The 22470-nt window shown below is 51.6% G+C and carries 14 protein-coding genes; 9 read left to right on the top strand and 5 right to left on the bottom strand.

Going from position 1 to position 22470, the window contains the following annotated elements:
- Nucleotides 1–3 precede the first annotated feature (3 nt).
- Nucleotides 4–855 (top strand): universal stress protein, encoded by an 852-nt coding sequence (locus tag FOE74_RS19180; RefSeq protein WP_149100258.1) that lies wholly within the window; start codon nucleotides 4–6, stop codon nucleotides 853–855.
- A gap of 169 nt (nucleotides 856–1024) precedes the next feature.
- Here the strand turns inward: FOE74_RS19180 and FOE74_RS19175 are convergent, their stop codons facing one another.
- On the bottom strand, nucleotides 1025–1816 hold the full coding sequence (locus FOE74_RS19175; RefSeq protein ID WP_188687005.1) for a transporter: 792 nt from the start codon (nucleotides 1814–1816) through the stop codon (nucleotides 1025–1027).
- 177 nt (nucleotides 1817–1993) lie between these two features.
- On the opposite strand from FOE74_RS19175, the gene FOE74_RS19170 reads away from it, so the two are divergent.
- Both FOE74_RS19170 and FOE74_RS19165 read left to right on the top strand, forming a co-directional pair.
- Nucleotides 1994–2848, top strand: a complete 855-nt coding sequence (locus FOE74_RS19170) for a M28 family peptidase (protein WP_225840896.1) — start codon at nucleotides 1994–1996, stop codon at nucleotides 2846–2848.
- Between the two features lie 260 nt (nucleotides 2849–3108).
- Nucleotides 3109–4071 (top strand): WD40 repeat domain-containing protein, encoded by a 963-nt coding sequence (locus tag FOE74_RS19165; protein ID WP_149100256.1) that lies wholly within the window; start codon nucleotides 3109–3111, stop codon nucleotides 4069–4071.
- 106 nt (nucleotides 4072–4177) lie between these two features.
- On the opposite strand, the gene FOE74_RS19160 is transcribed toward FOE74_RS19165, so the two are convergent.
- From FOE74_RS19160 to FOE74_RS19145, 4 genes are all read right to left on the bottom strand, one after another.
- Nucleotides 4178–5236, bottom strand: a complete 1059-nt coding sequence (locus FOE74_RS19160; RefSeq protein WP_149100255.1) for an NAD(P)-dependent alcohol dehydrogenase — start codon at nucleotides 5234–5236, stop codon at nucleotides 4178–4180.
- Between the two features lie 181 nt (nucleotides 5237–5417).
- Complete coding sequence (locus tag FOE74_RS19155; protein ID WP_149100254.1) at nucleotides 5418–6353, bottom strand: pyridoxal-phosphate dependent enzyme; 936 nt, start codon at nucleotides 6351–6353, stop codon at nucleotides 5418–5420.
- A 212-nt stretch (nucleotides 6354–6565) separates the two neighbouring features.
- On the bottom strand, nucleotides 6566–8173 hold the full coding sequence (locus FOE74_RS19150) for a catalase (protein ID WP_149100253.1): 1608 nt from the start codon (nucleotides 8171–8173) through the stop codon (nucleotides 6566–6568).
- A 682-nt stretch (nucleotides 8174–8855) separates the two neighbouring features.
- The gene (locus FOE74_RS19145) at nucleotides 8856–10124 is read right to left on the bottom strand and encodes an exonuclease SbcCD subunit D C-terminal domain-containing protein (RefSeq protein ID WP_225840895.1); all 1269 of its coding nucleotides are present in this window, start codon (nucleotides 10122–10124) and stop codon (nucleotides 8856–8858) included.
- A 183-nt stretch (nucleotides 10125–10307) separates the two neighbouring features.
- Here FOE74_RS19145 and FOE74_RS19140 point away from each other — a divergent pair, with 183 nt between their 5' ends.
- The 6 genes from FOE74_RS19140 (at nucleotide 10308) to FOE74_RS19115 (ending at nucleotide 21553) form a co-directional block, all read left to right on the top strand.
- Entirely contained in the window at nucleotides 10308–10892 is a 585-nt protein-coding gene (locus tag FOE74_RS19140) for a hypothetical protein (RefSeq protein ID WP_188687003.1), read from the top strand.
- 360 nt (nucleotides 10893–11252) lie between these two features.
- Nucleotides 11253–11768, top strand: a complete 516-nt coding sequence (locus FOE74_RS19135; RefSeq protein ID WP_225840894.1) for a hypothetical protein — start codon at nucleotides 11253–11255, stop codon at nucleotides 11766–11768.
- 279 nt (nucleotides 11769–12047) lie between these two features.
- Nucleotides 12048–13598 (top strand): amino acid permease, encoded by a 1551-nt coding sequence (locus FOE74_RS19130; protein WP_149100250.1) that lies wholly within the window; start codon nucleotides 12048–12050, stop codon nucleotides 13596–13598.
- 212 nt (nucleotides 13599–13810) lie between these two features.
- Nucleotides 13811–16864, top strand: a complete 3054-nt coding sequence (locus tag FOE74_RS19125; protein ID WP_149100249.1) for an amidohydrolase family protein — start codon at nucleotides 13811–13813, stop codon at nucleotides 16862–16864.
- 57 nt (nucleotides 16865–16921) lie between these two features.
- Complete coding sequence (locus FOE74_RS19120) at nucleotides 16922–18220, top strand: amidohydrolase family protein (RefSeq protein WP_149100248.1); 1299 nt, start codon at nucleotides 16922–16924, stop codon at nucleotides 18218–18220.
- A 351-nt stretch (nucleotides 18221–18571) separates the two neighbouring features.
- A complete protein-coding gene (locus tag FOE74_RS19115) occupies nucleotides 18572–21553 on the top strand; it encodes a PAS domain-containing sensor histidine kinase (protein WP_149100247.1) in 2982 nt (993 codons plus the stop codon).
- The last annotated feature ends 917 nt before the right edge of the window (nucleotides 21554–22470 follow it).

Here is a 22470-nt window from a genome sequence, read left to right as displayed (position 1 = left end):
CCTATGAAAAAAATCCTTTGCCCTGTTGACTTTTCAAAGACCTCTAACAAAGCCGCTGAATACGCGGCCCAGATAGCCCAACGTACCCAAGCTTCTTTGACGCTGCTGCACGTGCTGCACCTGCCCTTGATGGACACCACCGAGTCTGCCTTGATGGCCAGCCAGGTGTTAGATGAGCAGCGCCGGGTATCCTCTGACAAACTCCATGGCTTGACCCTGCATTTGCAGAACACCTTCAGCAATACAGGTGGCCCCACCTTCATGATGGACACCCGGGTGCAGGAAGCGTTTCTATCAGATGCCGTAGAACGTCTGGTCAAGGAAGAAGGCTTTGATTTTATCGTGATCGGGACCACCGGCGGCGGCAATACCCTGGAGGAGATCATGATTGGCAGTAACACAGAGAGCGTGATTTCACAGGTGAAATGCCCGGTGCTGGCCATTCCCTCCAATGCCAGCTTCCCAGACATCCACCGCATTGTGTATGCCTCAGATTACCAACCGGAAGATTCAAAGGCTTTGGGGCAGGTCATTAGCCTGGCCACTGTATTCCAGGCCGAGGTGGAGGTGGTGCACGTGACCAAGAAGCCCGGCTCCGCCGAAGCCCAGCAAGCGCAGGCCTTCCTCCAGAAGGTGTCGGCGGACCTGGGCGGTTTCCCGGTTTCTTTCCAGGAGGTGGTACACGAGGAGGAGGAAGACGGCCTCAAAGAGTACCTGAGCCGAACCCAAAGCAACATGCTGGCCATTTTAAAAAAGCGGCGTAATTTCTTCAGAGACCTTTTCGGCATGAGCCTGGCAGAAAAACTGACCTACCAAACCAAATTGCCGCTGCTGGTGCTTCACGCCGACGCGTAATGAACCTTCGAACAAGAATTTCTCGGCTTAGAATTTAGGTCAGGCAAAGCAAGAGCAGTGTAAAGCTTAACAGCTTTCTGTTTTGGAAGGCTTTTCTGCAAAACGACCCTGAAACGGGCCAGCCCACCCTTAATGGCAGGTGGGCTGGCCCGTTTTTTACTTAGGGGAATTAGCGGGGCAACCGGAAACTCACCCCTCCGCCCGCGAAAAAGTCAGGGGCCTGGGAAGAAACCCCCGTCCCTACAATAGCATCTAATTGCACGTTTGGAAGGAGCAGGAACTGGATACTGGCGTCTATCTGGTTTTGCACAGCACTGCCCTGGGCTTTCTCCCCGAAAAACTCTGCGCCCAAGATGATCTTTTCACTCACCTTGCCGCTGAGGGCGGCCGAGAACTGGAGCTTGTTCTCCATTTCCCCTTCTTCCTGTTCGCGCTGGAACCCTGCATTGTACTGGAGGTTGATCTTCTCTGAGAGGTCATTGCTGAAGAGGAGCATAAGCTCAGGGGCTACTTGCTCGGGTTCAAAGGCGTCTTCGCCCCAGGGCAATTCCAGCATGGCCAGAACAGAGATCTCTGGTCTGGCTCCTTGCGGCGTTAACAAGTTCACCTTGGTGCCTACCCGCACCATGCTCAAGCCTTCCTGCATTTGTAGCAACGCATCCCCTTCCCGGTAGGTCTCCCGGCGGAAAGTAGCCTCTACCCTGATTTCAGCCCATTCCAAGGCCCCCATCCGGACCAGGGCCTGGGGGTATAGCCATTCTTTCTTTTCAATGCCTGCTTGTTTCTGTTTCTGGTATTTGAAGCCCGTTTCTACCTGGTAGAGCCCTATGGGCACCACGCGGGAGGATTCAGTGGCAGTGGGGCGGTCGGTCTCAAATTCAGGGGTATTTTGCTGAGCCTGTTGGGAAACAGCTTTGAAAGAAAGAAAACAGATGGAAAGGAGAAGTAACGGTTTTTTCATGAATGGACGGTTATAGCTGCCCATGATACGGGAAGGTCCGGGGGAAGTTTGTTTTCTTCTGCCCGTCCAGAAGCCTTTGCGGCTAGATGCCCCATAATCCGTATTAATTCTGGCGGGGGTGGCGTAACTCACCCACCGGTAACCAGTACAATTAGGAACCAAAAACCGCTGCTACCTATGATACCTATCCAACAGAATCGCCTTTACGCGGATGTCCAGTACCTCACCACCCTGCAACCACCCCGTAGCATTGGGTACCCGGCGTCTTTGAAGAAAGCTGAAAGCTACATTGAAGCGCAGTTCTGCCAGCTAAGCGGACGGGTGCAGAAGCAGCCCTTGCACCAGGGCTTCCACAACCTGATCCTTTCCTATGGTCCGGAAGAAGGCGAGCGCGTGATTGTTGGGGCCCATTATGATGTTTGCGGCGATACGCCCGGGGCAGATGACAACGCCAGTGCGGTGGCCGGCCTGCTGGAACTGGCCCGGGTGGTGCATGAGGAAAAACCTGAGACCAAGCACCGCATTGACTTTGTAGCCTTCAATTTTGAGGAACCTCCTTATTTCGCCACAGAGAAGATGGGTAGCGCCGTGCATGCCCAAGCCATGAAGAAAGACAAGGTGAACGTGAAGCTCATGATCTGCCTGGAAATGATCGGTTATTTCACTGATAAGCCAAACTCCCAGGAATACCAGCACGAGTCGCTCAAAAAGCTGTACCCAACCACCGGTAACTTTATTGTCGTGGTGGGCAAGATGGGGCAGGAGCGCACCGTGCAGCGGGTGCAGCAGTTCATGAAAGAGCATTCCCGGGTAGATGTCCAGTCCATTGCCGCCCCTCCTGACCTATCTGGGGTTGGTTTATCAGATCACCGGAACTATTGGGCGCAAGGGTACCAGGCGGTCATGATTAATGACACCTCTTTTCTCCGGAACCCCCACTACCACCAGAAGTCAGATACCCTTGAGACCCTAGACTTTGCCCGCATGACCGAAGTAGTGAGAGGTGTCTATGCCGCCATGCTGAATTTCTAAGGATTTGGACCCTGTTCAGGCCCTCTAATGATGAAGTTCCTTTCCTAACTAGTTGAACTACGTGTTTCTGGCAGGCTCTTTGAGCAAGAAAGCCGGTGAATAGACAAAGGCAGGCATAACATAGAAAAGCCAAAACCTGATGTGGGAGGAAACCGCCTCGGGCTATTACTTGATAAGAATAAAAATTACCTATATTTATATAGGAATAATCTTTTATTTATTTGAACTTTGATTTGCCAAGATTGAATTATTTGTATCACATGAAGAAAATTTTAGGGATTCTCCTGCTGGCGGTTAGCTGTTCATTCATTAGTTTTTCCAGCGGGCAAACCAAGTTCAGGGATCTTATTGAGCTGAAACACCAGAAGGACCTCCAATTTTACCACGCTGTTTTCTCCCCAGACGGAAATAGACTGGCCTCTGTAGGCAGCCAGGGCATGGTCTATGTTTGGGATGCGGCGCAGTCGTATCCGGTCCATTTCAAGCAGGTGCATAAAGGAGTGGTACTTTCCTGCGCCTATACCCCCAATGGCACCTACCTTATCACCGGGGGCGAAGACAAAACCATCAAAGTAACCCTGGCTAAAGATTTGAGTGAGGTGAAAAGCATTCCTGTTTCAGGGCAGGTGCGGGAACTGGCCATAGCCGGAAAACGCTTAGTGGCCTTGCTGCAGAAAGGGGAGGTGCAGATCTATGATACAGACACGTGGGAGTTGGTAGGCAAGCCCCGGTACGCCGCCCCAGATTCCCGCATCGTGTTCAACAACCAAGGCGACCGGTTCTATGTGTGGTTCGCCAGTCGCATTACCTGTATCGCTGCCAAAGACGGAGCCCTGCTGAAAGTGTTCAATACCAATTACGCCACCCCCACTGATCTGGCAGTCTCCGCAGATGATGCGTTTTTAGCCGTAGGTTTCGGGCAGGCCGAGGAGATCATCAGGGTATATGCTTCTTTGGATTTTAAGCAGGTGAAGGCGGTAAAGAAGACCGGGACGGGAGATTATGCCAACGGCCTGTCTTTCTTTCACCAAAGCAACCATTTGCTTTACCATTCCGGGGCCGGTAACTCTACCTTAAAGGTGCTGGACATGACCACCGGAACCAATACCACCGTTCTCAAAGGCACTGCTTTGGTGAAGACCTCCATTGCCAAAGATGACGTCAAAGTGATTCTTTCCCCTAAGGCCTCTTCTACCATCCAGTTGATGGCGGTGACCAAGTAAAACCCATTTCTTGAGTGTTTTCAAGAAAAAAGGCCTGAAACAGGAGCGCCGGTCAACTTAATGACCGGCGCTCCTGTTTCAGGCCTTTTTTGGGAAAAGCAAGGGCTTACGCGTTCGTGTTCTCCAGCGAGGCCATGTCAATCACGAACCGGTATTTCACGTCGCCGGCCAGCATGCGGTCATAGGCGGTGTTGATCTGGTTGATGTTGATGACCTCAATGTCAGAGAGAATGTTGTGCTCGGCGCAGTAATCCAGCATCTCCTGGGTTTCGGCAATGCCGCCTATCAAGGACCCGGCAATGCGGCGGCGCCCGAAGATAAGGGTTCCGGCATGCAACTCAGGTGCCTCGGGCGGTACGCCCAATAGAATCATGGTGCCGTCGCGGCGCAGGAGGCTGGCGTACATATCAAGGCTTACCTTGGCAGAAACTGTATTGATGATGAAGTCAAAGTAGCTGCTCACTTCCTTTAGGGCCTCTTGGTCTTTGGTCACCACAAATTTGTGGGCTCCCAGCGCCTGGGCATCAGCTTCTTTGTTGGGCGAGGTGCTCAATACGGTCACTTCAGCTCCCATGGAAGCGGCCAGTTTAACGGCCATGTGACCTAAGCCCCCTAATCCCACCACGCCTACTTTATGGCCTTGACGTACGCCCCAATGGCGCAAAGGGGAAAAGGTGGTGATACCGGCACACAGGAGAGGAGCAACCCGGGCCAGATCCTGGTCTTCGCGTATTTTCAAGACGAAGTTCTCTGACACCACGATCTGGTTGGAGTAGCCACCATAGGTGGGCGTTTCCAAGCCGGGTTCCGGGCTGTTGTAGGTGCCAATGAACCCGTTTTCGCAGTATTGCTCCAGGCCATCGGCACAGCTGGGGCAAGATTGGCAGGAGCCTACCATACAGCCTACACCTGCCATTTCGCCCACGGCGAATTTCTTCACGTGGTCTCCTACTTTTAGAATGCGGCCCACAATCTCATGGCCCGGCACCACCGGGTACAAGGCGCCGCCCCACTCGCCTTTGGCCGTGTGCAAGTCTGAGTGGCAGACCCCGCAGAACAGGATTTGGATCAACACATCATGGGCACCCACGTCACGGCGCTCAAAATTGAAGGGGGCTAAGGGGGAGTTTGGGTCAAAGGCGGCGTACCCTTTTGTTTCTAGCATAGTTATAGTCTTTATCGTGCAAAGTAGATGGGTGAGTTTCTAGATACGGGAAGTCCTGCATTGAGATGTAAAAGTTTCTTGCTGAGGTGCCCCAATTCTTGAAACGATGCCTGAGTCTACTCTCCAAGAAGCCCAGGGTTCCATTAAACTGCCTTTTCTACGCCTTTTCCAGAAAACGGTCCTAAAACGGAAGACGGGTTAGGTCTATGTTGCCCCCAGAAAGAATCACCCCAATTTTTTGGCAGGCAAAGGTTTCTTTCTCCCGCAGCAAGGCGGCCAAGGCTACTGCGCTGGAAGGTTCCACAATGATCTTCATGCGTTCCCAGATCAGGCGCAAAGCCTGGGTGATCTCGGTTTCCTCTACCCGTATGATGCGGTCTACATACTGCCGGATAATGGGGAAGTTGATATCTCCCAGTTGGGTCCTGAGTCCGTCTGCCACGGTATTGGTGCTGGTATTGGATTCAATCTTTCCGCTCTGGAGCGACCGGTAAGCGTCATCGGCTTCAAAGGGTTCTCCTCCAATCACCTTACAGTTTTTCCCATAAAAATGAGCTGCCAAGGCGGTTCCTGCTATCAGGCCGCCGCCGCCCACGGGTGAAAAAATATAGGCCAGGTCCGGTTGGTCTTCCAGTAACTCAAGGGCGGCTGTTCCCTGGCCCAGAATCACCGCTTCGTCATTGGACGGATGGATGAAGAAGGCCCCGGTTTCTTTCTCTACCTGCGCCGCTACTTCCTCACGGGCTATGGGGGTAGAGGCGCACTCAATGATCTGCCCGCTGTAGCCTTTCACCGCCTCTTTCTTTACCTGCGGGGCGTTCTCTGGCATCACGATATAGGCCGGCGCCCCTACACTCTGGGCCGCCAGGGCCAACGCCTGCGCGAAGTTCCCGGAGGAGTGCGTCACCACACCCCGGGCTTTCTGTTCTTCAGAAAGTTGCAGCACGGCGTTCATGGCGCCCCGCATCTTGAAGGCGCCCATGCGCTGGAAGTTCTCACACTTAAAGTAGAGGTCTGCCCCGGCTATCTCATTCAGCAGCCGGGAGGTAAGAATAGGGGTGCGGTGAATGTAAGGGGAAATGCGGGTTTGAGTGGCTATTAAATCTTCTTTTTGCATGGCAGGGGTAAGTGGGAAAGTAGTTGGTGCGGGTGATCTTTTACGCAAAGGAAACAAATACCTCTGAAAAGGAGCGCCCTCGCCTTGATGAAATTACAGGCTTGAAACAGTTAGGTTGGGCAACTCCAGAACGATGGGGCAGCTCCGGGGTAAAATAAGAAAAGCCGCCTCTACGGAGGCGGCTTTTCGGGTCTTTTCTAAAAAACAACTGATTAATACGGATCTGCCGGATGCGACATTTGCTTGGCTTGTTCTATGCCTTCCTGCGGAGAGATAGAGCCGCTGGGGCCTTTATCCTCGTGAGACTTGGTGGTTAGGGCCAGGCCTTCTCTTACTCTTCGGCCATAATCTTCGTCGGCGAGGGTGAAGTGCTCAATCATCTTATCCTGGATACGCTTATCGGCGGTAGCCAGGGTATTCACCAGGTTGGTGATGAGGTCGTCGCGCTCCCAATCCTGGAAGTTGCGGTAGGTCTCACCGGCTTGCTTGAAGTCATTGGTGCGGTCAATTTTCTGGCGCACTAGGTTGGCCTCATACCGGGGGGTGTAGTCTTTGCCGGTTTTGGGGGCTTCCTTGATGTTGCCCAGGGTAGAGGGTTCGTAATTCACGTGCGGGTTCTGGCCTTCGCCAAAATCTGAGTGGAAAGACATCTGGCCGCCTCTTTGGTTCGTGGCTACCTTGTTTCTGGGGGCGTTGATGGGCAACTGCAGGTAGTTGGCACCTACGCGGTAGCGCTGGGTATCTGAATAGGAGAAGGTACGCCCTTGCAGCATCTTGTCGTCTGAGAATTCCAGCCCGTCTACCAGCACGCCGGTCCCGAAGGCGGCTTGTTCTACCTCGTTGAAATAATCAACGGGGTTGCGGTTCAGGGTCATTTTGCCAATGGGCAGGAAAGGGAATTGCTCCATGGGCCACAGTTTGGTGTCATCCAAAGGGTCAAAGTCCAGTTCAGGGTGCTCGTCATCGCTCATGATCTGCACGCAAAGCTCCCACTGCGGGAAGTTCCCGTCTCTGATGGCCTCAAACAGGTCCTGGGTAGCGTGGTTGAAGTTCTTGCCCTGGATCTCCTGGGCTTCTGCCTGGGTCAGGTTCCGGATGCCCTGCAACGGCTCCCAGTGGTATTTCACCAGCACCGCCTCGCCATCTGCGTTCACCCATTTGTAGGTGTTCACGCCGGAGCCCTGCATCTGGCGGTAATTGGCCGGTATTCCCCAGGGCGAGAACAGGAAGGTGGCCATGTGGGTGGATTCCGGGGTATTGGCGATGAAGTCAAAGATGCGCTCCCCGCTCTGGATATTGGTCACCGGGTCTGGTTTCTGGGAGTGGATCAGGTCCGGGAATTTCATGGCATCCCTGATGAAGAAGATCTTGAGGTTATTGCCCACCAGATCCCAGTTTCCGTCTTCGGTGTAAAATTTGACCGCAAAACCGCGGGGGTCGCGCAAGGTCTCAGGGGAGTGGCCGCCGTGGCCCACGGTAGAGAAACGCACAAAAACCGGTGTCTCTTTTCCTTTTTCCTGGAAAAGCCTGGCGCGGGTATATTTGGCAATGGGCTCATTGCCCACAGTGCCGTATGCTTCAAACACTCCGTGTGCTCCGGCGCCGCGCGCGTGTACCACCCGCTCCGGAATCCGCTCCCGGTCAAAATGGCTTATCTTCTCAATGAAATGGTAGTTCTCTAACGTGGCGGGACCTCGGTTGCCCACGGTGCGGATGTTCTGGTTATCGGTAACCGGATGGCCTTGCCGGGTAGTGAGATTCTGTTTCTCCTGGCCATTGCCCCCGGGCTGACCGTTTGTTTTTTCTTGATCTTTTTCCATGCATGGGTAGGATTAGGGATTAGTAAATTTCATGTATGCTTCTTGTTAAGGAAGGTGCTTCCCTGCGACGGTTTCACCCAAGAGAACCAGAACAGGAAGAGGAGAGGTTATGTGTAATTTATAATGTTTCTCCTAAGATTTATACCTTAAAGGTTAGGTTTTTGTTTTTATCAATCAAATTGATAATACTAATAGCCTGATAACGATTTTCTATGAAGCGAGGAAAGGTTAAGAGCCTCTGCCTTGAAGGAAGTTTTAGGAATGGCGGCAAAGCCGGTGAGAAGGAGCAAATTAAGCCTCCTTTAGCTTAAGTAAGAAGGGGAGCAGGAGTTTAACCCAGGCAAAAGAAAGCACGACCCACCTTGTCTGGGATGACCCAAGTAGTACAATTAAACCAGTTTGGGAGAACAGGCCAAACTACCCGTAGAAGAAGGAACCTATAGAAGCCGGCCTAGCGCCGATGTTCTTTTTCCGCCGAAGGTTGAAAAAGATGGGGTCAATGACGGATACTTAGTCCAACTTATTCCAGGATAAGGGTTCTTTTTGTGCTATTGTAAAGAAACAAGCTCCTAAACCCACGGCACTTGGGGTTTAGGAGCTTGTTTCTTTTGGTAAATGGAAAAAGGGTTCCCAATATTCTCACCAGGTTGGAGTCTGGCAAAACCTGGTAAGGAAGAATAGCTTATTGTTCCTGCAGTTTTCCTTCCGCAGAAATCAGGGCCAAGGGTTCCGCCGGGTCTTGGCCCATGAGTTCCAACAGCTCGTCAAAGGTGGAAACCAAGTTTTGGTAAGTATCGGCTTCCAGGGCTTCTTCGCACTTTTTCAGGAAAACCTCTTTGGGTTTCAGGTCTGCGAGATCTTGTTCCTGTGGCACCTGCTGTTCCAGCGATTGGTGGTCTATGGTACGTTGAGGCCGATGGATGAGCAACTGGACCTGGGGCTGCAGCGCAAACGCCTCCTGTAGCCGCGAGGTGTGGTCATGGAGGTTGTGCTCGTACTGGAGTTGTACCTCAGCCCAGGCTTGGTTAGGCAGATCAGCGTTGTCAAAAGCCAGGATCTTGGGGAACAGTTCTTCTATGGTGCCTTTGAAGCGCACCAGTTTGCGCCAGCACGGCACCGGCAGTTCCTGAATAGCGGAAAGCTTGCCTTGGTCAAAGTCCAGCAGCAGCACCTGTTTCCGGTCGGTGATTTCTGAGAAGCTGAGCGGGATAGGGGATCCGCTGTAGCGGATGTGGGGCATCTTGTGTACCACCTGCGGCCGGTGCAAGTGCCCCAGGGCCACATAATCGAATTCGGGTGGGAACTGGTCACCGCATATTTGACCCAGATTGCCCACATGGATTTCTTTTTCGCTTTCAGAGGCGCTGCCGCCTGCGGCATATAAGTGCCCGGTAGCCAGCACCGGAATCCCCTGGGCCTTGTATTCCTGGATAAAGGGCACTAATTGAGTGTAATGGTCACAGATGCCTTGCTTAAGCCGGGCCTCGCGCTCCTCACCCGTTTCACCTGGCACGGAAAGCCGCACGTCCTTGTCGCGCAGGAACGGGACAGCACAGACTACGGCTTTGGGCACGTTTTCTTCATTATAGAGCACAATCACCTGGTCCTCTGGTTTGGCCGGGGCGCCGCCTACCACGTGCACGTTGAGGTGCCGCAGAAGTTCGGCCGGCGCATTGAGGGTGGAGATAGAGTCGTGGTTGCCGCCAATGATGACCAAGTCGCGGCAACAGGTGCCTTTTACTTCCCGCAGGAAATCATAGTACAGCTTAAGGGCGGTATTAGAGGGGAAACCCGTGTCAAAGATATCGCCGGCAATGAGCAGGAGGTCAATGTTCTGGTCACAGATGGTCTCACAAAGCCAGGTAAGGAAGGCCCGATGCTCTTCTGTGCGTTCTTGGTTGGCGAGGCGTTGCCCCAAATGCCAGTCTGCTGTGTGTAATACCCGAATCATGCCGCTGTCCAGTGCTCTAGAATAGTGCGCGCTAAGATACGAAAGCCTGCCTTATTCCTGCGGAATACAGGGAATCATTTGGGCAAGCGTAGATTTCTGAAAACCAGGCTTCTCTGTTAAACCATCAGAGTTTTTAGTAAAGGAAAATTGCTATATTTAGAAGGTGACTTGGACTGATACCTAATGATGGCCTCGCTTAGAATTCTTGTCCTGTTCTGGTGTTGCCTTTTCCTGCACTTATTGCCGGTAGAGGCACAAACTAGCCAACATTCCCTTAAAGTAGGCTATGGGTTTGTCTCTATTCAGGGGTTAGACCTTGATGTTAGCGGCGGGCAATCCAGTTCTGTTCAGGAAACCAAAAAATTGATGGGGCCTCTGAATATGAGCTATACTTTCACTTTCAAGAAATTCGTGCAATTGGGACTCGGGTGGACCATGGTGAAGGAAACCACACGCTTTACCTCCACGCAAACCCCCTCTTACCTGCGGGAAGACCGCCTTCACTCACAGGCGATCATGCCGCACGTAGGTTTTGTCTGGAAGTGGTCAGGAAAATGGTATGCCTATTCTAATTACATGGTGGGAATCAATTTCAGGAAAGAATCAAGGTCTGAGAAAGGCTTTCTTAAAAGCACAAAAAGAGAAACCAGCGAAGCGTATCAACTTAACCTGGTTGGAGTGACTTACGGGAAAAAGCTAAAGGGATTTGCGGAATTTGGGGTAGGCATTGCCGGCGTGGTCAACGGGGGGCTTTCTTTGGAATTATAGCCGAGTAGTAACTTTAGGAAAAAATTCTCAAAAATAAAGAGGCAGGCGGCTACCAGGTCCGCTCCTTTTAAGGTGATTTGCTGAAAATGGAACGGAAACGGTTTGGTAGGTTGGAGCGGCCTCAAGCCTTTGGAATACCAAATCAGCATAGACGTGTAGAGTAGGATGGGGCCGCCATGGGTTTGGGCGGTGGTTTTCAAAAAAGGCAGATAATCTCAAATTAACCTCAGGTAGCCCAAATCCATGTCCAATCACTTGAAACGCATAAGCCTTGTATTATTCCTTCTGCTTTTTCAGATCTCTTCCGGCTACGGCCAAACCAGGAAACATACCTTATCAGCAGGATACGGGAGAGCCCCGGTGCAAGGTATCCTATACGGGTTCCTCCGGGGGATTTTTTCCGATGTAGTCTGGGAACGGAACAGAAGAGCCGAATACGGTCCCATCCAGTTGAGCTACTCGTATGCCCTCAGTGAAAAGGTAGACCTTGGGCTCTCCGCCTCCTTGACGCAACTGGCGCTGCAGGGCCGCTACTTTGAACCCGATTCCCCTCAAAATCCGAACTACCCGCCAATGGACTATGAGAAAGTGATTGCCCGTGAAACGCGGCGCTATCTGGCCGTGATGCCTGTCTTTTCCTTTAAATGGATTCAAGAGGAGAAAGTAACCTTGTATTCAGGGGCCTCGCTGGGAGCCTTGCAACTGGTGACCCGTTCCTGGTTTGAAGGAACCCCACCGCAGGAACTTACCGAGGTAATCCCGGCCGCCCACCTCCATTTGATTGGCGTTCAATACGGGAAAAGGGTACGGGTGTATGGCGAGCTAGGGTTTGGAGTGCAGGGGGTGCTGAATGGCGGCGTCGCGTTCAAATTGTAGCCTGGTGACCGAGCTTCCAGACCGGCTTCAGAAAGAAATCCTCTTTCTTACAGGTGTTAGTAGCGAAGGCAGGATTTCTTTTTATAGGAACCCATTTTAAGCCTATTTTTTGAAAATCGGGCGTAAAATGCCCCTGGCGGAGGGCCAAACCGGCTTTTTATACCTTTGTTCAAATTCGCACCCCTGCATTGCTTCTTGCGAAAAGTACTTATATTAGCCCCTTCAAGCCTTTTTACAAACAAACTACAAACAAACTATTCCCTAATTTCTACGCATTATATGGCAAACCAACTTTTCGCCAGGAAGTCCATTGACAAGCTTAGCGCAGACGCCTTCAGTGAGGGGGCGCACAACCTTAAACGAACCTTGGGCCCGGTCAATCTGGTGGCTTTGGGGGTAGGGGCCATCATTGGTACCGGTATCTTCGTGTTAACAGGTAGTGCGGCTGCTCAGTACACCGGCCCAGCAATTGTGTTAGCTTTTATCCTGGCAGGCTTAGGCTGCGCGTTCGCAGGTCTGTGCTACGCTGAATTCGCCTCCATGATTCCTATTGCCGGTTCTGCCTACACGTACGGCTACGCCACCTTGGGTGAGTTCGTGGCCTGGATCATTGGCTGGGATTTGATCCTGGAATACCTTTTTGGTGCCGCCACCGTGGCCGTAGGTTGGTCTGGCTATGTGGTCTCTTTCCTGCGCGACCTGGGCGTGAACGTGCCACCGGAGTGGAGCAACGCTTCAGGCGTGGAATTGGTACAGCTGCCCGGCACTAGCTCTTGGGTGCGTATCACAGAGCAGTTAGCCTCTTCTCTGGCTGCCGAGGGCGTGGATATTGCCACCTTGCCGCATGCCACCGGTGTCTTCAATTTAGTGGCGGCCTTGGCTATTGCCTTGGTAACTATCCTGTTAGTTCGAGGTATGAGCGAATCAGCCAGGTTCAACAACATTGCCGTGATCATCAAAGTAGGGGTGGTAATCCTGTTCATCCTGGCCGGTGCCAAATACCTTATTGGCCACCAAGAAGAAGCAGCTGCCAACTGGACTCCTTTCCTGCCTGAAAACAAAGGTGGTTTTGGCGAGTACGGCTGGAGCGGGGTAATCAGAGCCGCAGGGGTGATCTTCTTCGCCTACATTGGATTTGACGCCGTTTCCACCACTGCCCAGGAAGCCAAGAACCCTCAGAAAGACATGCCTATCGGTATCTTGGGTTCTTTGGTGATCTGTACTATCCTGTACATTCTGGTATCTGGTATCTTAACAGCCATGGTACACTACAGCCAATTGAACGTAGCGGAGCCTATTGCCGTGGGTATTGAGAAAACCGGCTATACGTTCCTGCGTGATTTGATCAAGATTGGGGCTATTGCCGGTCTTTCTTCTGTGATGCTGGTAATGTTGATGAGCCAGCCCCGTATTTTCTATACCATGGCCAACGACGGGCTGCTGCCTCCTATCTTCGGTAAGCTGCACCCTAAGTTCAGAACGCCGCACGTGAGCACGATCTTGACTGGCGTAGTATGCGCTTTGGTGGCCGGTGCTTTCTCCGTGGATGAACTCGGGCACCTGGTGTCTATTGGTACCTTGCTTGCCTTCGTGATTGTCTGCGGCGGGGTATGGTACCTGCGCGTGAAAGAACCAGACCGTCCGCGTCCGTTCAAAACGCCATTGGTGCCGTTGGTACCCATCCTGGGAATTCTGGTATGCGTGGGCATGATGGCTGGTTTGCCTTCTGAGACCTGGTACCGGTTATTGGGATGGATGGCCATAGGTGTCGCCATTTACTTCCTCTATGGCAAAAAGCACAGCGTGCTTCGCAAAGAGAACAACCTATAGAGATCATCTCTGAAACTGATTTCTTTAAAAGCCCGGCCAAGCATTTGGTCGGGCTTTTTCTTTGCCAAAGGGGTGGCTTTTTGAGCCTGATTTCAGAAAAACAGGCCAGATTCAGAGATTCTGGCGGTGCGTCTTTTATAAGCATTAAGTTTTTGCTACATTCCGTCTCTTATTCCAATCCATCTCACAAACAAACCTTTAGTAACGCTCCCATGAAAAAAGTATTTCTCTCCGTGTTGGCGGTGGCGGCCTTGTCGCTGCAGAGCCGGGCACAGGAGACTTTTCCGCGTAATGGGGTGTATGATGAACGCTCCGGACTCAGGGCCTTCACCAACGCCACCATCTTCGTGGACTACCAAACCAAATTAGAGAACGCCACCCTGGTCATCAAAGACGGCAAAGTGGTGGCCGTAGGCACCAAGGTGGCCGTTCCGCAAGGCGCCATGGTAACTGACCTGAAAGGCAAAACCGTGTATCCGGGCTTTGTGGACCCCTATACCCATTACGGGGTTCCGCCCGTGGCGCCGCGCACCTTCAGCTTCAACAGCCCTCCCCAGGCAGACACCAAGAAAGAAGGCGCCTATAACTGGAACCAGGCCATCAGGCCAGAGACCAACGCCGTAGAGATTTTCAAGGTAGATGCCAAGGCAGCGGAGGAATTACGGAAACTGGGCTTTGGCGCGGTGTTGACCCTCCACCCAGACGGCATTGCCCGCGGTACCGCTTCTTTGGTTTCTTTGGCCAACAAGCGCGAAAACCAGGTGATCCTGCTAGACAAAGCCGCCGCGGCGCTATCCCTGGACAAAGGTTCCTCTACGCAAGAGTATCCAAGCTCGCTCATGGGATCTATGGCTTTGCTGCGCCAGACGTACTTAGATGCCCAATGGAACAGCAAGAACCCAGACAAAGAGCAGAATCTTTCTTTGAAAGCTTTCTCTGAAACCAACCGCCTGCCCCAGATTTTTGAGGTAACCAACAAGCTGAACGCCGTTAGGGCAGATAAAGTTGGCGACGAGTTTGGGCACCAGTACATTTTCAAGGGCCAGGGCGATGAGTATCAGATGTTGCCCCAGATCAAGGAAACCAAAGCCGCCTACATCCTGAACGTGAACTTCCCAGACGCCTTCAGCGTGGAGGATCCGTATGATGCCCGCCGCATTGGCATTGAGGACATGAAACACTGGGAAATGGCACCCGCCAACCCGGCTTTGTTGGTGAAAGAAGGCGTAGCCATCGCGTTCACCACCGCAGACCTCAGAGACAAATCCAAGTTCCTGCCTAACCTGCGCAAAGCCACTTTGTACGGGTTATCTGAAAAAGAGGCGCTAAAAGCCTTAACCCACACGCCGGCCCAATTGCTGAAAGCCGATAAATATGTGGGCAGCCTGCGCGAAGGCATGCAGGCTAACTTTGTGGTGGCCTCCGGCAACCTGTTTGACGCCACTACCTTGCTGCTGGAAAACTGGGTGCAGGGCCAGGGCTTCAAAATCAGCGAAACCCCATCTGACTTCAGGGGCGTGTATACCCTTAAAATTGATTCCCAGCCCGACAGGCGCTTGCTCATCAGCGGAACCCCAGAAAAGCCAGAGGTAAAAGTGGTGACCGCTGACACCTTGAAAGGGTCGCTTTCTTTAAGCGGGGAGATGTTAACCCTAGCCTTTGCCCCGGCTAAAAATGGGAAGGAAAGCATAAGGTTAAGCGGTTGGTACACCGGCAAAGGGTTCCAGGGCGAAGGCCAGTTGCCCAATGCCCAAACCGTGAAATGGTCTGCCGCTCTCCTGGAAGCCGCCTCCCAGCAAGCCAAGCGCGATACCGCCCGGGCCCGCTCCAATGAGGCGCTGGACCTGGGGAAAATGACGTATCCCTTCGCCTCCTATGGGAGAACCGAACTGCCAAAAGCCGAGACGGTCCTCATTAGAAACGCCACCGTCTGGACGAATGAAAAAGACGGCAAATTGCAGAACGCTGATGTGCTCCTGAAAAATGGGAAGATCGCGCAGGTGGGCAAGAACCTGTCGGCCACCGGAGCAAAGGTCATTGACGGTACCGGCAAGCACGTAACGCCCGGCATCATTGACGAACACTCCCACATTGCGCTGGACGGCGTGAACGAAGGAACCCAGGCCGTAACGTCTGAAGTACGCATGGCCGATGTAGTAAACCACGAGCAAGTGAACATTTACCGTCAGTTGGCTGGCGGGGTGACAACCTCGCAGTTGCTGCATGGTTCAGCTAACCCCATTGGGGGGCAATCTGCTATTATCAAGCTTCGCTGGGGACAGGCGCCAGAGAAATTGATGCTGGAAGGGGCAGATCCTTTCATCAAGTTCGCGCTGGGCGAGAACGTGAAGCATTCTAATCGTTCGCCACAGTACAACGTGCGGTTCCCGCAGACCCGCATGGGCGTTGAGCAGGTGATGGTAGATGCCTTCCAACGGGCTAAAGAATACGATAAAGCCTGGGCTGCTTACAACAAGCTGTCTAAGTCTGCCAAAAGCAAGACCGCCGCTCCCCGCCGTGACCTGGAACTGGAGGCCCTTTCCGAAATCCTGAAAGACCAGCGCTTCATTACCTGCCACTCCTACGTGCAATCTGAGATCAACATGCTCATGAAGGTAGCTGATCAAATGGGCTTCCGGGTGAATACCTTCACCCACATTCTGGAAGGCTATAAAGTAGCCGACAAAATGAAGGAGCGCAACATTGGTGCTTCCACCTTCTCTGATTGGTGGGCCTACAAAATGGAAGTGAAAGATGCTATTCCGTACAACGCAGCTATTATGCACAACGTGGGCGTGGTTACCGCCATCAACTCAGATGACGCCGAAATGGCCCGTCGTCTGAACCAGGAGGCCGCCAAGACCATTAAATACGGCGGGGTCTCTGAGGAAGACGCTCTGAAAATGGTGACCCTGAACCCAGCCAAGCTTCTGCACCTTGATAACCGCATTGGCAGCCTGAAAGCCGGCAAAGATGCCGACGTGGTGATCTGGAACGACCATCCGCTTTCCATCTATGCCCGTCCTGAGAAAACCTTTGTGGATGGTATCGCCTACTTTGACCTGGAGCAGGACAAACAACTGCAGGAAGAGCAGGAGAAGGAGCGCTTGCGTTTGATCAACAAGATGCTGGCCGCCAAAGCCCGCGGGGAGCGCACTCAAACCGCCGCTCCATCGCGCCGCGGGGGGCAGCAAGTCCTGCACTGCGAAGACCTGGACAACGGGGCCGAAGAGAATTTTCAGGAATCTGAGTACCATCAAAAATAAGGAGACCACTCTATGTTAACCAAAACGAAAACTGTGGTGACCCTTGCTTCTAAAAACATGCAGCATAAACTATTGCTCGCCGCGGCCTTGTTCGTCAGTACGTCTGTGGCCTGGGCCCAAGTGCCTGTACCAGCGGCTAAACAAGCCAAACCCATCGCCCTCACCGGTGCCACCCTGCACGTAGGAAACGGGCAAGTGGTGGAAGGCGCTACCGTTGCCTTCTCTGACGGGAAAATCACCTATGCCGGACCTGCCAATGGGTTCACGGCCGGCGGCACCGCCTATGAAACAGTGAACGTGAGCGGCAAGCACATCTACCCGGGCTTGATCTTGCCCAACAGCCAGATTGGCCTGAACGAGATTGAATCTGTGAGGGCTACCCTTGATCAGCAGGAGGTAGGCCTCTTCAACCCCAACGTACGGTCGGTGGTAGCTTATAACACAGATTCAGATATCACCCCCACGCTCCGTTCCAACGGGGTGTTATTGGCGCAGGTCACTCCGGTGGGCGGCATGATTTCTGGGTCATCCTCGGTGGTGCAGTTAGATGCCTGGAACTGGGAAGATGCCCTGGTCAAAGCCGATGGGGGCGTTCACCTGCGGTGGCCTGCCATGGTGCAGCAAACAACCGACAATTCTCCTATGGTGGTGCAGCGGAGGCAAGCACGCCAAACCGGGTTACAGGAACTGGAGGCTCTTTTAGCCGAGTCCAAGGTCTACAAGAACCAAAAACAGGACCGCGAAAATCTGAAACTGGCTTCCCTTACCGGGTTGTTTGATGGTTCTAAAAAGCTTTTTATCCATGCCAACTATGGGAAAGAGATAGTGGAGGCCATTCGGTTTGCTCAAAAGGCAGGCGTGAAAGAGATGGTGATCGTGGGCGGGGCCGATGCGCTGGTAGTGGCTGATTTCTTAAAAGAGAACCATATTCCAGTTATCTACTCTGGGGTCCATGCCTTGCCAGCCCGGGCCGGTGATGATGTGTACCTGCCGTACAAAATGCCGGGTTTGCTGCAGCAAGCAGGTATCCTTTTTTGTCTGGACTATGACGCCAGCCTCCATGGCTCCCGCAACCTTCCCTTCATTGCCGGTACTGCCGTTGCCTTTGGGTTGCCCAAGGAGCAGGCGATTTCTGCTATGACCCTGAATGCCGCCAAAATTATGGGGGTAGATAAGCAGGTGGGGTCAGTGGAGACAGGGAAAGATGCGACGCTCGTGGTTTCTGAAGGGGATCTCCTGGACATGCGGTCCAACAAGATCAGCCATGCCTTTATCCAAGGCCGGAACCTGAACCTCACAGATAAGCAGCAGTACCTGTACCAGAAGTTCAACGGTAAATATGAGTCGGGTAAATAAGTAACTTCCTTCCCATAAAACAGAAAGGCCATCTATGAGATGGCCTTTCTGTTTTATGGGAGTTTCTGAAATTTTAGGCTTTAAACACCTTTTGTGAATAAATTAAAAATCAGTCTTAATTTTATTTAATTTCTATTGTAATTAACAACCCTTAGGTTATTTTTGTAACTATTTAAATAATAATCATCTATCTGTTCCTGTGTTAGAGGAATCATACTGGATATTATTTAATTGTAAAGAAACTTTAAACGGGGTGAGGGGAGAGGAAAGGTTACCTGAAATCTAGTAATTATTCACTTACTAGTAGTCAAATAGTTAGATATAAAACATTGAATTCTCTCTAAAATTAAAATGGAAAAAAGAGTAGAAGGTACCGCCAGGTATCCTTTTTCAGATTCTGCTTCATCTTCTCTCAACTTTGAATTGATGTATGCTTTGGCTGAGTATAGCCATGAGCCTATGGCTTTGGTAGGGCCAGACAATTCGGTCCTGTTCGTGAACCAAGCCTTGTGCCAGTTAGTAGGGCATACTAAGGAATACCTCCTTCAGGAAGGGAAAAAAGCCGTGATAGATTCTACTGACCCTCGTTGGGCTTTAGCGGTTCAGGCCAGAGAAGAAGTAGGTTTTTTCAAGGGAGAGGTGACCGTGATCCACAAGACCGGTTTCAAGATTCCTGTGGAAATGAGTACCCGTTCCTTTACGGCAACAGATGGAAGCTCCTATGTGAGTGTCCATGTCCGTGATTTGCGGCCCGAAAAAGAGGTGCAGCAGATTTTGATGAAGCAGCGAAAGGACCTGGAAAAAGCCCTGCATGACCTGCAGTTGGTTTTAGATTCCACCGCAGACCTTATTTGCACCTTTACGCCCCAGGGTTACCTTCTCCAGATAAACAAGGCCTGTATTGCCCGGCTTGGGTATGCGCCAGAAGAAATGCTGGGCAAGCACTTCCGGGAATTCCTTCACCCCGATGATTTAGCCAAAACAGTAGCTGAAACAGATCAGGTGTACAAAAACAATTTCACTCTTAATTTTAAAAACCGCTACCTCCATAAAGATGGGTCCGTGGTGCACCTTTCCTGGTCGTCTTCCTTATTTGAGGAGGAAAACAAAATCTACGCCATTGCCCGTGATGTCACCACCGAATTCGCGGTAGAAGAGAAACACCGCCAGAACGAAGCCAAGATGAAGGCCCTGCTCCAGGAGGGCTTTGACATGATCTGTATCATTGACCAGGTGGGCTATTATTCCTTTGTGAGCGGCAGTGCCAGGCAAATAGTTGGGTATGACCCAGAAGATTTGCTAGGTTATAACGCTTTTGATTTAATTCACCCTGAAGATGTGCTAAGGGTGCTGAAGGATCTGGAAAGGGTGGTGGCTGGGCCTGCGGTCCAAACCCAGCCCTTCCGGTTCAAGTCAAAAGAAGGGCAATGGAAGTGGATGGAAACCAAAGGCGTCAATTGTTTTCAGAATCCAGCCATCAACGGGATTATCATCAATTCCCGGGATGTGACTGAGCGGGTTGAGGATCACTTTAAATTAGAACGGAGCGAAAAACTGTACAGGTCTCTTTTTGAGAACAACCCAGACAGTATCTATTCCCTAGACAAAGAAGGGTATTTCACTTCTGTGAACGCTGCCACGGTAGCGTGCAGTGGCTATACCGAGGAGCAATTGCTGCAAATGCATTTCGGGGAGTTGTTGCCGCCCGGAGCAGAGGAGGAAGCCGTCAAGGAATTCAGACGGGCTTTGGCGGGGGAATCTGTCACCTCAGAGACAACCGTGCTTACCGCCACAGGCGTGAAATTAGACCTGGCCATCACCAAAGTACCAGTCATTGTCAATGAGGAACTGTTAGGGATACACGGCATCGCCAAAGACATTACCCAAGACAAGCAGCAGCAGCAGCTTCTGGAAAGTACTGCCAATCGCTTGAACACTATTTTGGGCAGTATCAGAGACGCCTTCTTCACCTTAGATAAGAATTGGTGCTTCACCTATCTGAACCAGGAGTTTGAAGAGGCCATGCAGGTGAAAAAGCAGGAGTTGTATGGCAAAGACATCCGGAAGGTGTATGCCGCGGAGGAGTTCGGTTCCTTCCTGGCAAAATTCACCCGGGCCATTACTACCCGGTATCCGGTCCATTTTGAGGAATTCTCCCAAAAACTGAACAAGTGGCTTGATGTAAGCGCTTACCCTTCAGAGGAGGGGCTTACCGTATTCATTAGACGGATTGACGAGCGGAAGAAGGTAGAGGCCGAGTTAAAGAAACTTTCTCTCGTAGCCAGTAAAACGGTGAACTCTGTGTACATCACAGATGAGGAAGCCCGCATTGAATGGGTAAACGAAGGTTTTACCCGTATTACCGGTTACACCATTGAAGAAGTGAAGGGGCTAAGGCCAGGTGATTTCCTGGCTGGCCCAGCCACGCAGCCGGAGGCGGTGTCCCACATTCGGCAGAAGTTAAGTTATGATGAACCCTTTGTGCAGGAAGTCCAGAACCAGAACAAATATGGGGAAGTGTATTGGTCTAAACTGGATGTGACGCCTATCATTGATGAAGGGAGCGGCGGCGGAAAGAAATTCATAGTGATTGAAACCGTCATCACAGAGCAGAAGAAAGCGGAAGAGGAAAGGATAAAACTCACCGAGGAGCTGTTGCGCCGGAACCGCCACTTAGAACAGTTTACCTACATTGTCTCTCATAACCTCAGATCCCCGGTGGCCAATATTTTAGGCCTTACTTCCTTGTTGTGCAGCAACCAGAATAACCAGGAAAACCAGGAAGGGCTCACCATGAGGTTAAGGCAAACGGCCCAGAACCTAGATTATATCATAAGAGACTTAAATGAAATGTTGAGTCTTCAGGCGGGCATCTTAGATAATAGAGAGAAACTCAACTTGCCTCAACTAGTGGAGCAAGCTTTGCAAGTATTACCAACAGAGAGCTGTGATAATATAAATGTACAGTTAAACGGAATTGAGGAGATTGGTTCTACCAGAAGTTATGTGACAAGCATCATCAGTAATCTTCTAACGAACGCCGTGAAATACCGATCGCCAGAAAGGCCCCTAAGCCTAACTATAAAAGCGGAGCTTGATCAAGAAAAGGAAATGCTGTGCCTTTCTGTGCAAGACAATGGTTTAGGGATAAATTTAGAAAAAGAGGGCAAAAACTTATTTGGCCTCTATAAGCGGTTCCATTTCCATGTGTCAGGAAGAGGCTTAGGGCTGTATTTAGTAAAAACCCAGGCAGAAGCTTTAGGGGGTTATGTGGAGGTGGAAAGCAAATTAAATGAAGGATCAACTTTTAAGGTTTGGATAAAGAATAATTAACAAACACGACAGTATGAGAGGAAATCAGGTGCCTGCCTTCATGCATTTATAAAAGGAGACATACTTATATAGGAGGCATACCTAAAAAAAAGAGGAGGAAGGAGGGGGAAGATATAAAGAAGTGGAGGCAGTATGGCCGAGCATTGCAATCTTCCCATTTTATAAGTAAAGCTGAAATGTGAACTTAAAAATCAAAGATTTGCTCTAAGCACTTAATATATGGTGCACACTAGGCTAAACCAGCAATCCATCTCTTGGTAGGAACTCCCAGTACCCCGATACCAGTTCTTCCGGAGGCTCCTAGCCGGTTGCTACCGAGAAAACCCTTCAGGTAAAAAATATTTCCCTCCTGGAACTCGCTGGCCCTGAACACAGTTAGGTCCTAGTCCAGGGTCAATAACCGCCTGCCAAGGGCAGAACCGGGGGAGAGGCCTTGGAAAGCCGGCCCTTTTCCCTACCTTTGCAGCCTCTTCGGCGGGAAGGGGATCACCAAGGGACGAACTTACTACGAACGGGCGGGAAAAGAAAAAGTTCTCCGGGCCGCTTGCGGAAAGGGGAATTCTTCTTACCTTTGCCCTCCCTTCCGAGAAGGAAGCCCCTGGCTAACAGAGCCGAGGGAAAAGAGAGAAAAAAAACTTCGCCTCCGGGCTTGCCGGGAAAGAAAAGCTTCTTACCTTTGCAGCCCGCTCCGGGAGGAGAGCCTCACCGCTCTTTACTGAGGCGGTTCCCGAAGCCGGCAGGGCGGGAGGGAGCAGAAAAAAAAAGTTTCCCCAACGTATTGCGGAGAGAAAGAAAGTTCTTACCTTTGCACCCGCTTCGGGAACGAACAGAGACACCAGGCCTTGGCTAGCAGAGCGGAGGAAGGAAAAAAAAGAGAGAAAAAGTTGCCGAGGGGCTTGGAAACGAAGATTTGTTCC

It is taken from the genome of Rufibacter glacialis (assembly GCF_008271745.1).
GTDB classification, from domain to species: domain Bacteria; phylum Bacteroidota; class Bacteroidia; order Cytophagales; family Hymenobacteraceae; genus Nibribacter; species Nibribacter glacialis.
Note: the sequence above shows the minus strand (reverse complement) of the source record. Positions and strands in the feature narration are given on the sequence as shown.

Excerpts from the sequence above, each read along its gene's own strand:
- FOE74_RS19165 (WP_149100256.1), top strand. The coding sequence starts at position 3,109 with ATGAAGAAAATTTTAGGGATTCTCCTGCTGGCGGTTAGCTGTTCATTC.
- FOE74_RS19175 (WP_188687005.1), bottom strand. The coding sequence starts at position 1,816 with ATGAAAAAACCGTTACTTCTCCTTTCCATCTGTTTTCTTTCTTTCAAA.
- FOE74_RS19125 (WP_149100249.1), top strand. The coding sequence starts at position 13,811 with ATGAAAAAAGTATTTCTCTCCGTGTTGGCGGTGGCGGCCTTGTCGCTG.
- FOE74_RS19130 (WP_149100250.1), top strand. The coding sequence starts at position 12,048 with ATGGCAAACCAACTTTTCGCCAGGAAGTCCATTGACAAGCTTAGCGCA.
- FOE74_RS19170 (WP_225840896.1), top strand. The coding sequence starts at position 1,994 with ATGATACCTATCCAACAGAATCGCCTTTACGCGGATGTCCAGTACCTC.
- FOE74_RS19180 (WP_149100258.1), top strand. The coding sequence starts at position 4 with ATGAAAAAAATCCTTTGCCCTGTTGACTTTTCAAAGACCTCTAACAAA.
- FOE74_RS19145 (WP_225840895.1), bottom strand. The coding sequence starts at position 10,124 with ATGATTCGGGTATTACACACAGCAGACTGGCATTTGGGGCAACGCCTC.
- FOE74_RS19160 (WP_149100255.1), bottom strand. The coding sequence starts at position 5,236 with ATGCTAGAAACAAAAGGGTACGCCGCCTTTGACCCAAACTCCCCCTTA.
- FOE74_RS19120 (WP_149100248.1), top strand. The coding sequence starts at position 16,922 with ATGCAGCATAAACTATTGCTCGCCGCGGCCTTGTTCGTCAGTACGTCT.
- FOE74_RS19140 (WP_188687003.1), top strand. The coding sequence starts at position 10,308 with ATGATGGCCTCGCTTAGAATTCTTGTCCTGTTCTGGTGTTGCCTTTTC.
- FOE74_RS19150 (WP_149100253.1), bottom strand. The coding sequence starts at position 8,173 with ATGGAAAAAGATCAAGAAAAAACAAACGGTCAGCCCGGGGGCAATGGC.
- FOE74_RS19115 (WP_149100247.1), top strand. The coding sequence starts at position 18,572 with ATGGAAAAAAGAGTAGAAGGTACCGCCAGGTATCCTTTTTCAGATTCT.
- FOE74_RS19155 (WP_149100254.1), bottom strand. The coding sequence starts at position 6,353 with ATGCAAAAAGAAGATTTAATAGCCACTCAAACCCGCATTTCCCCTTAC.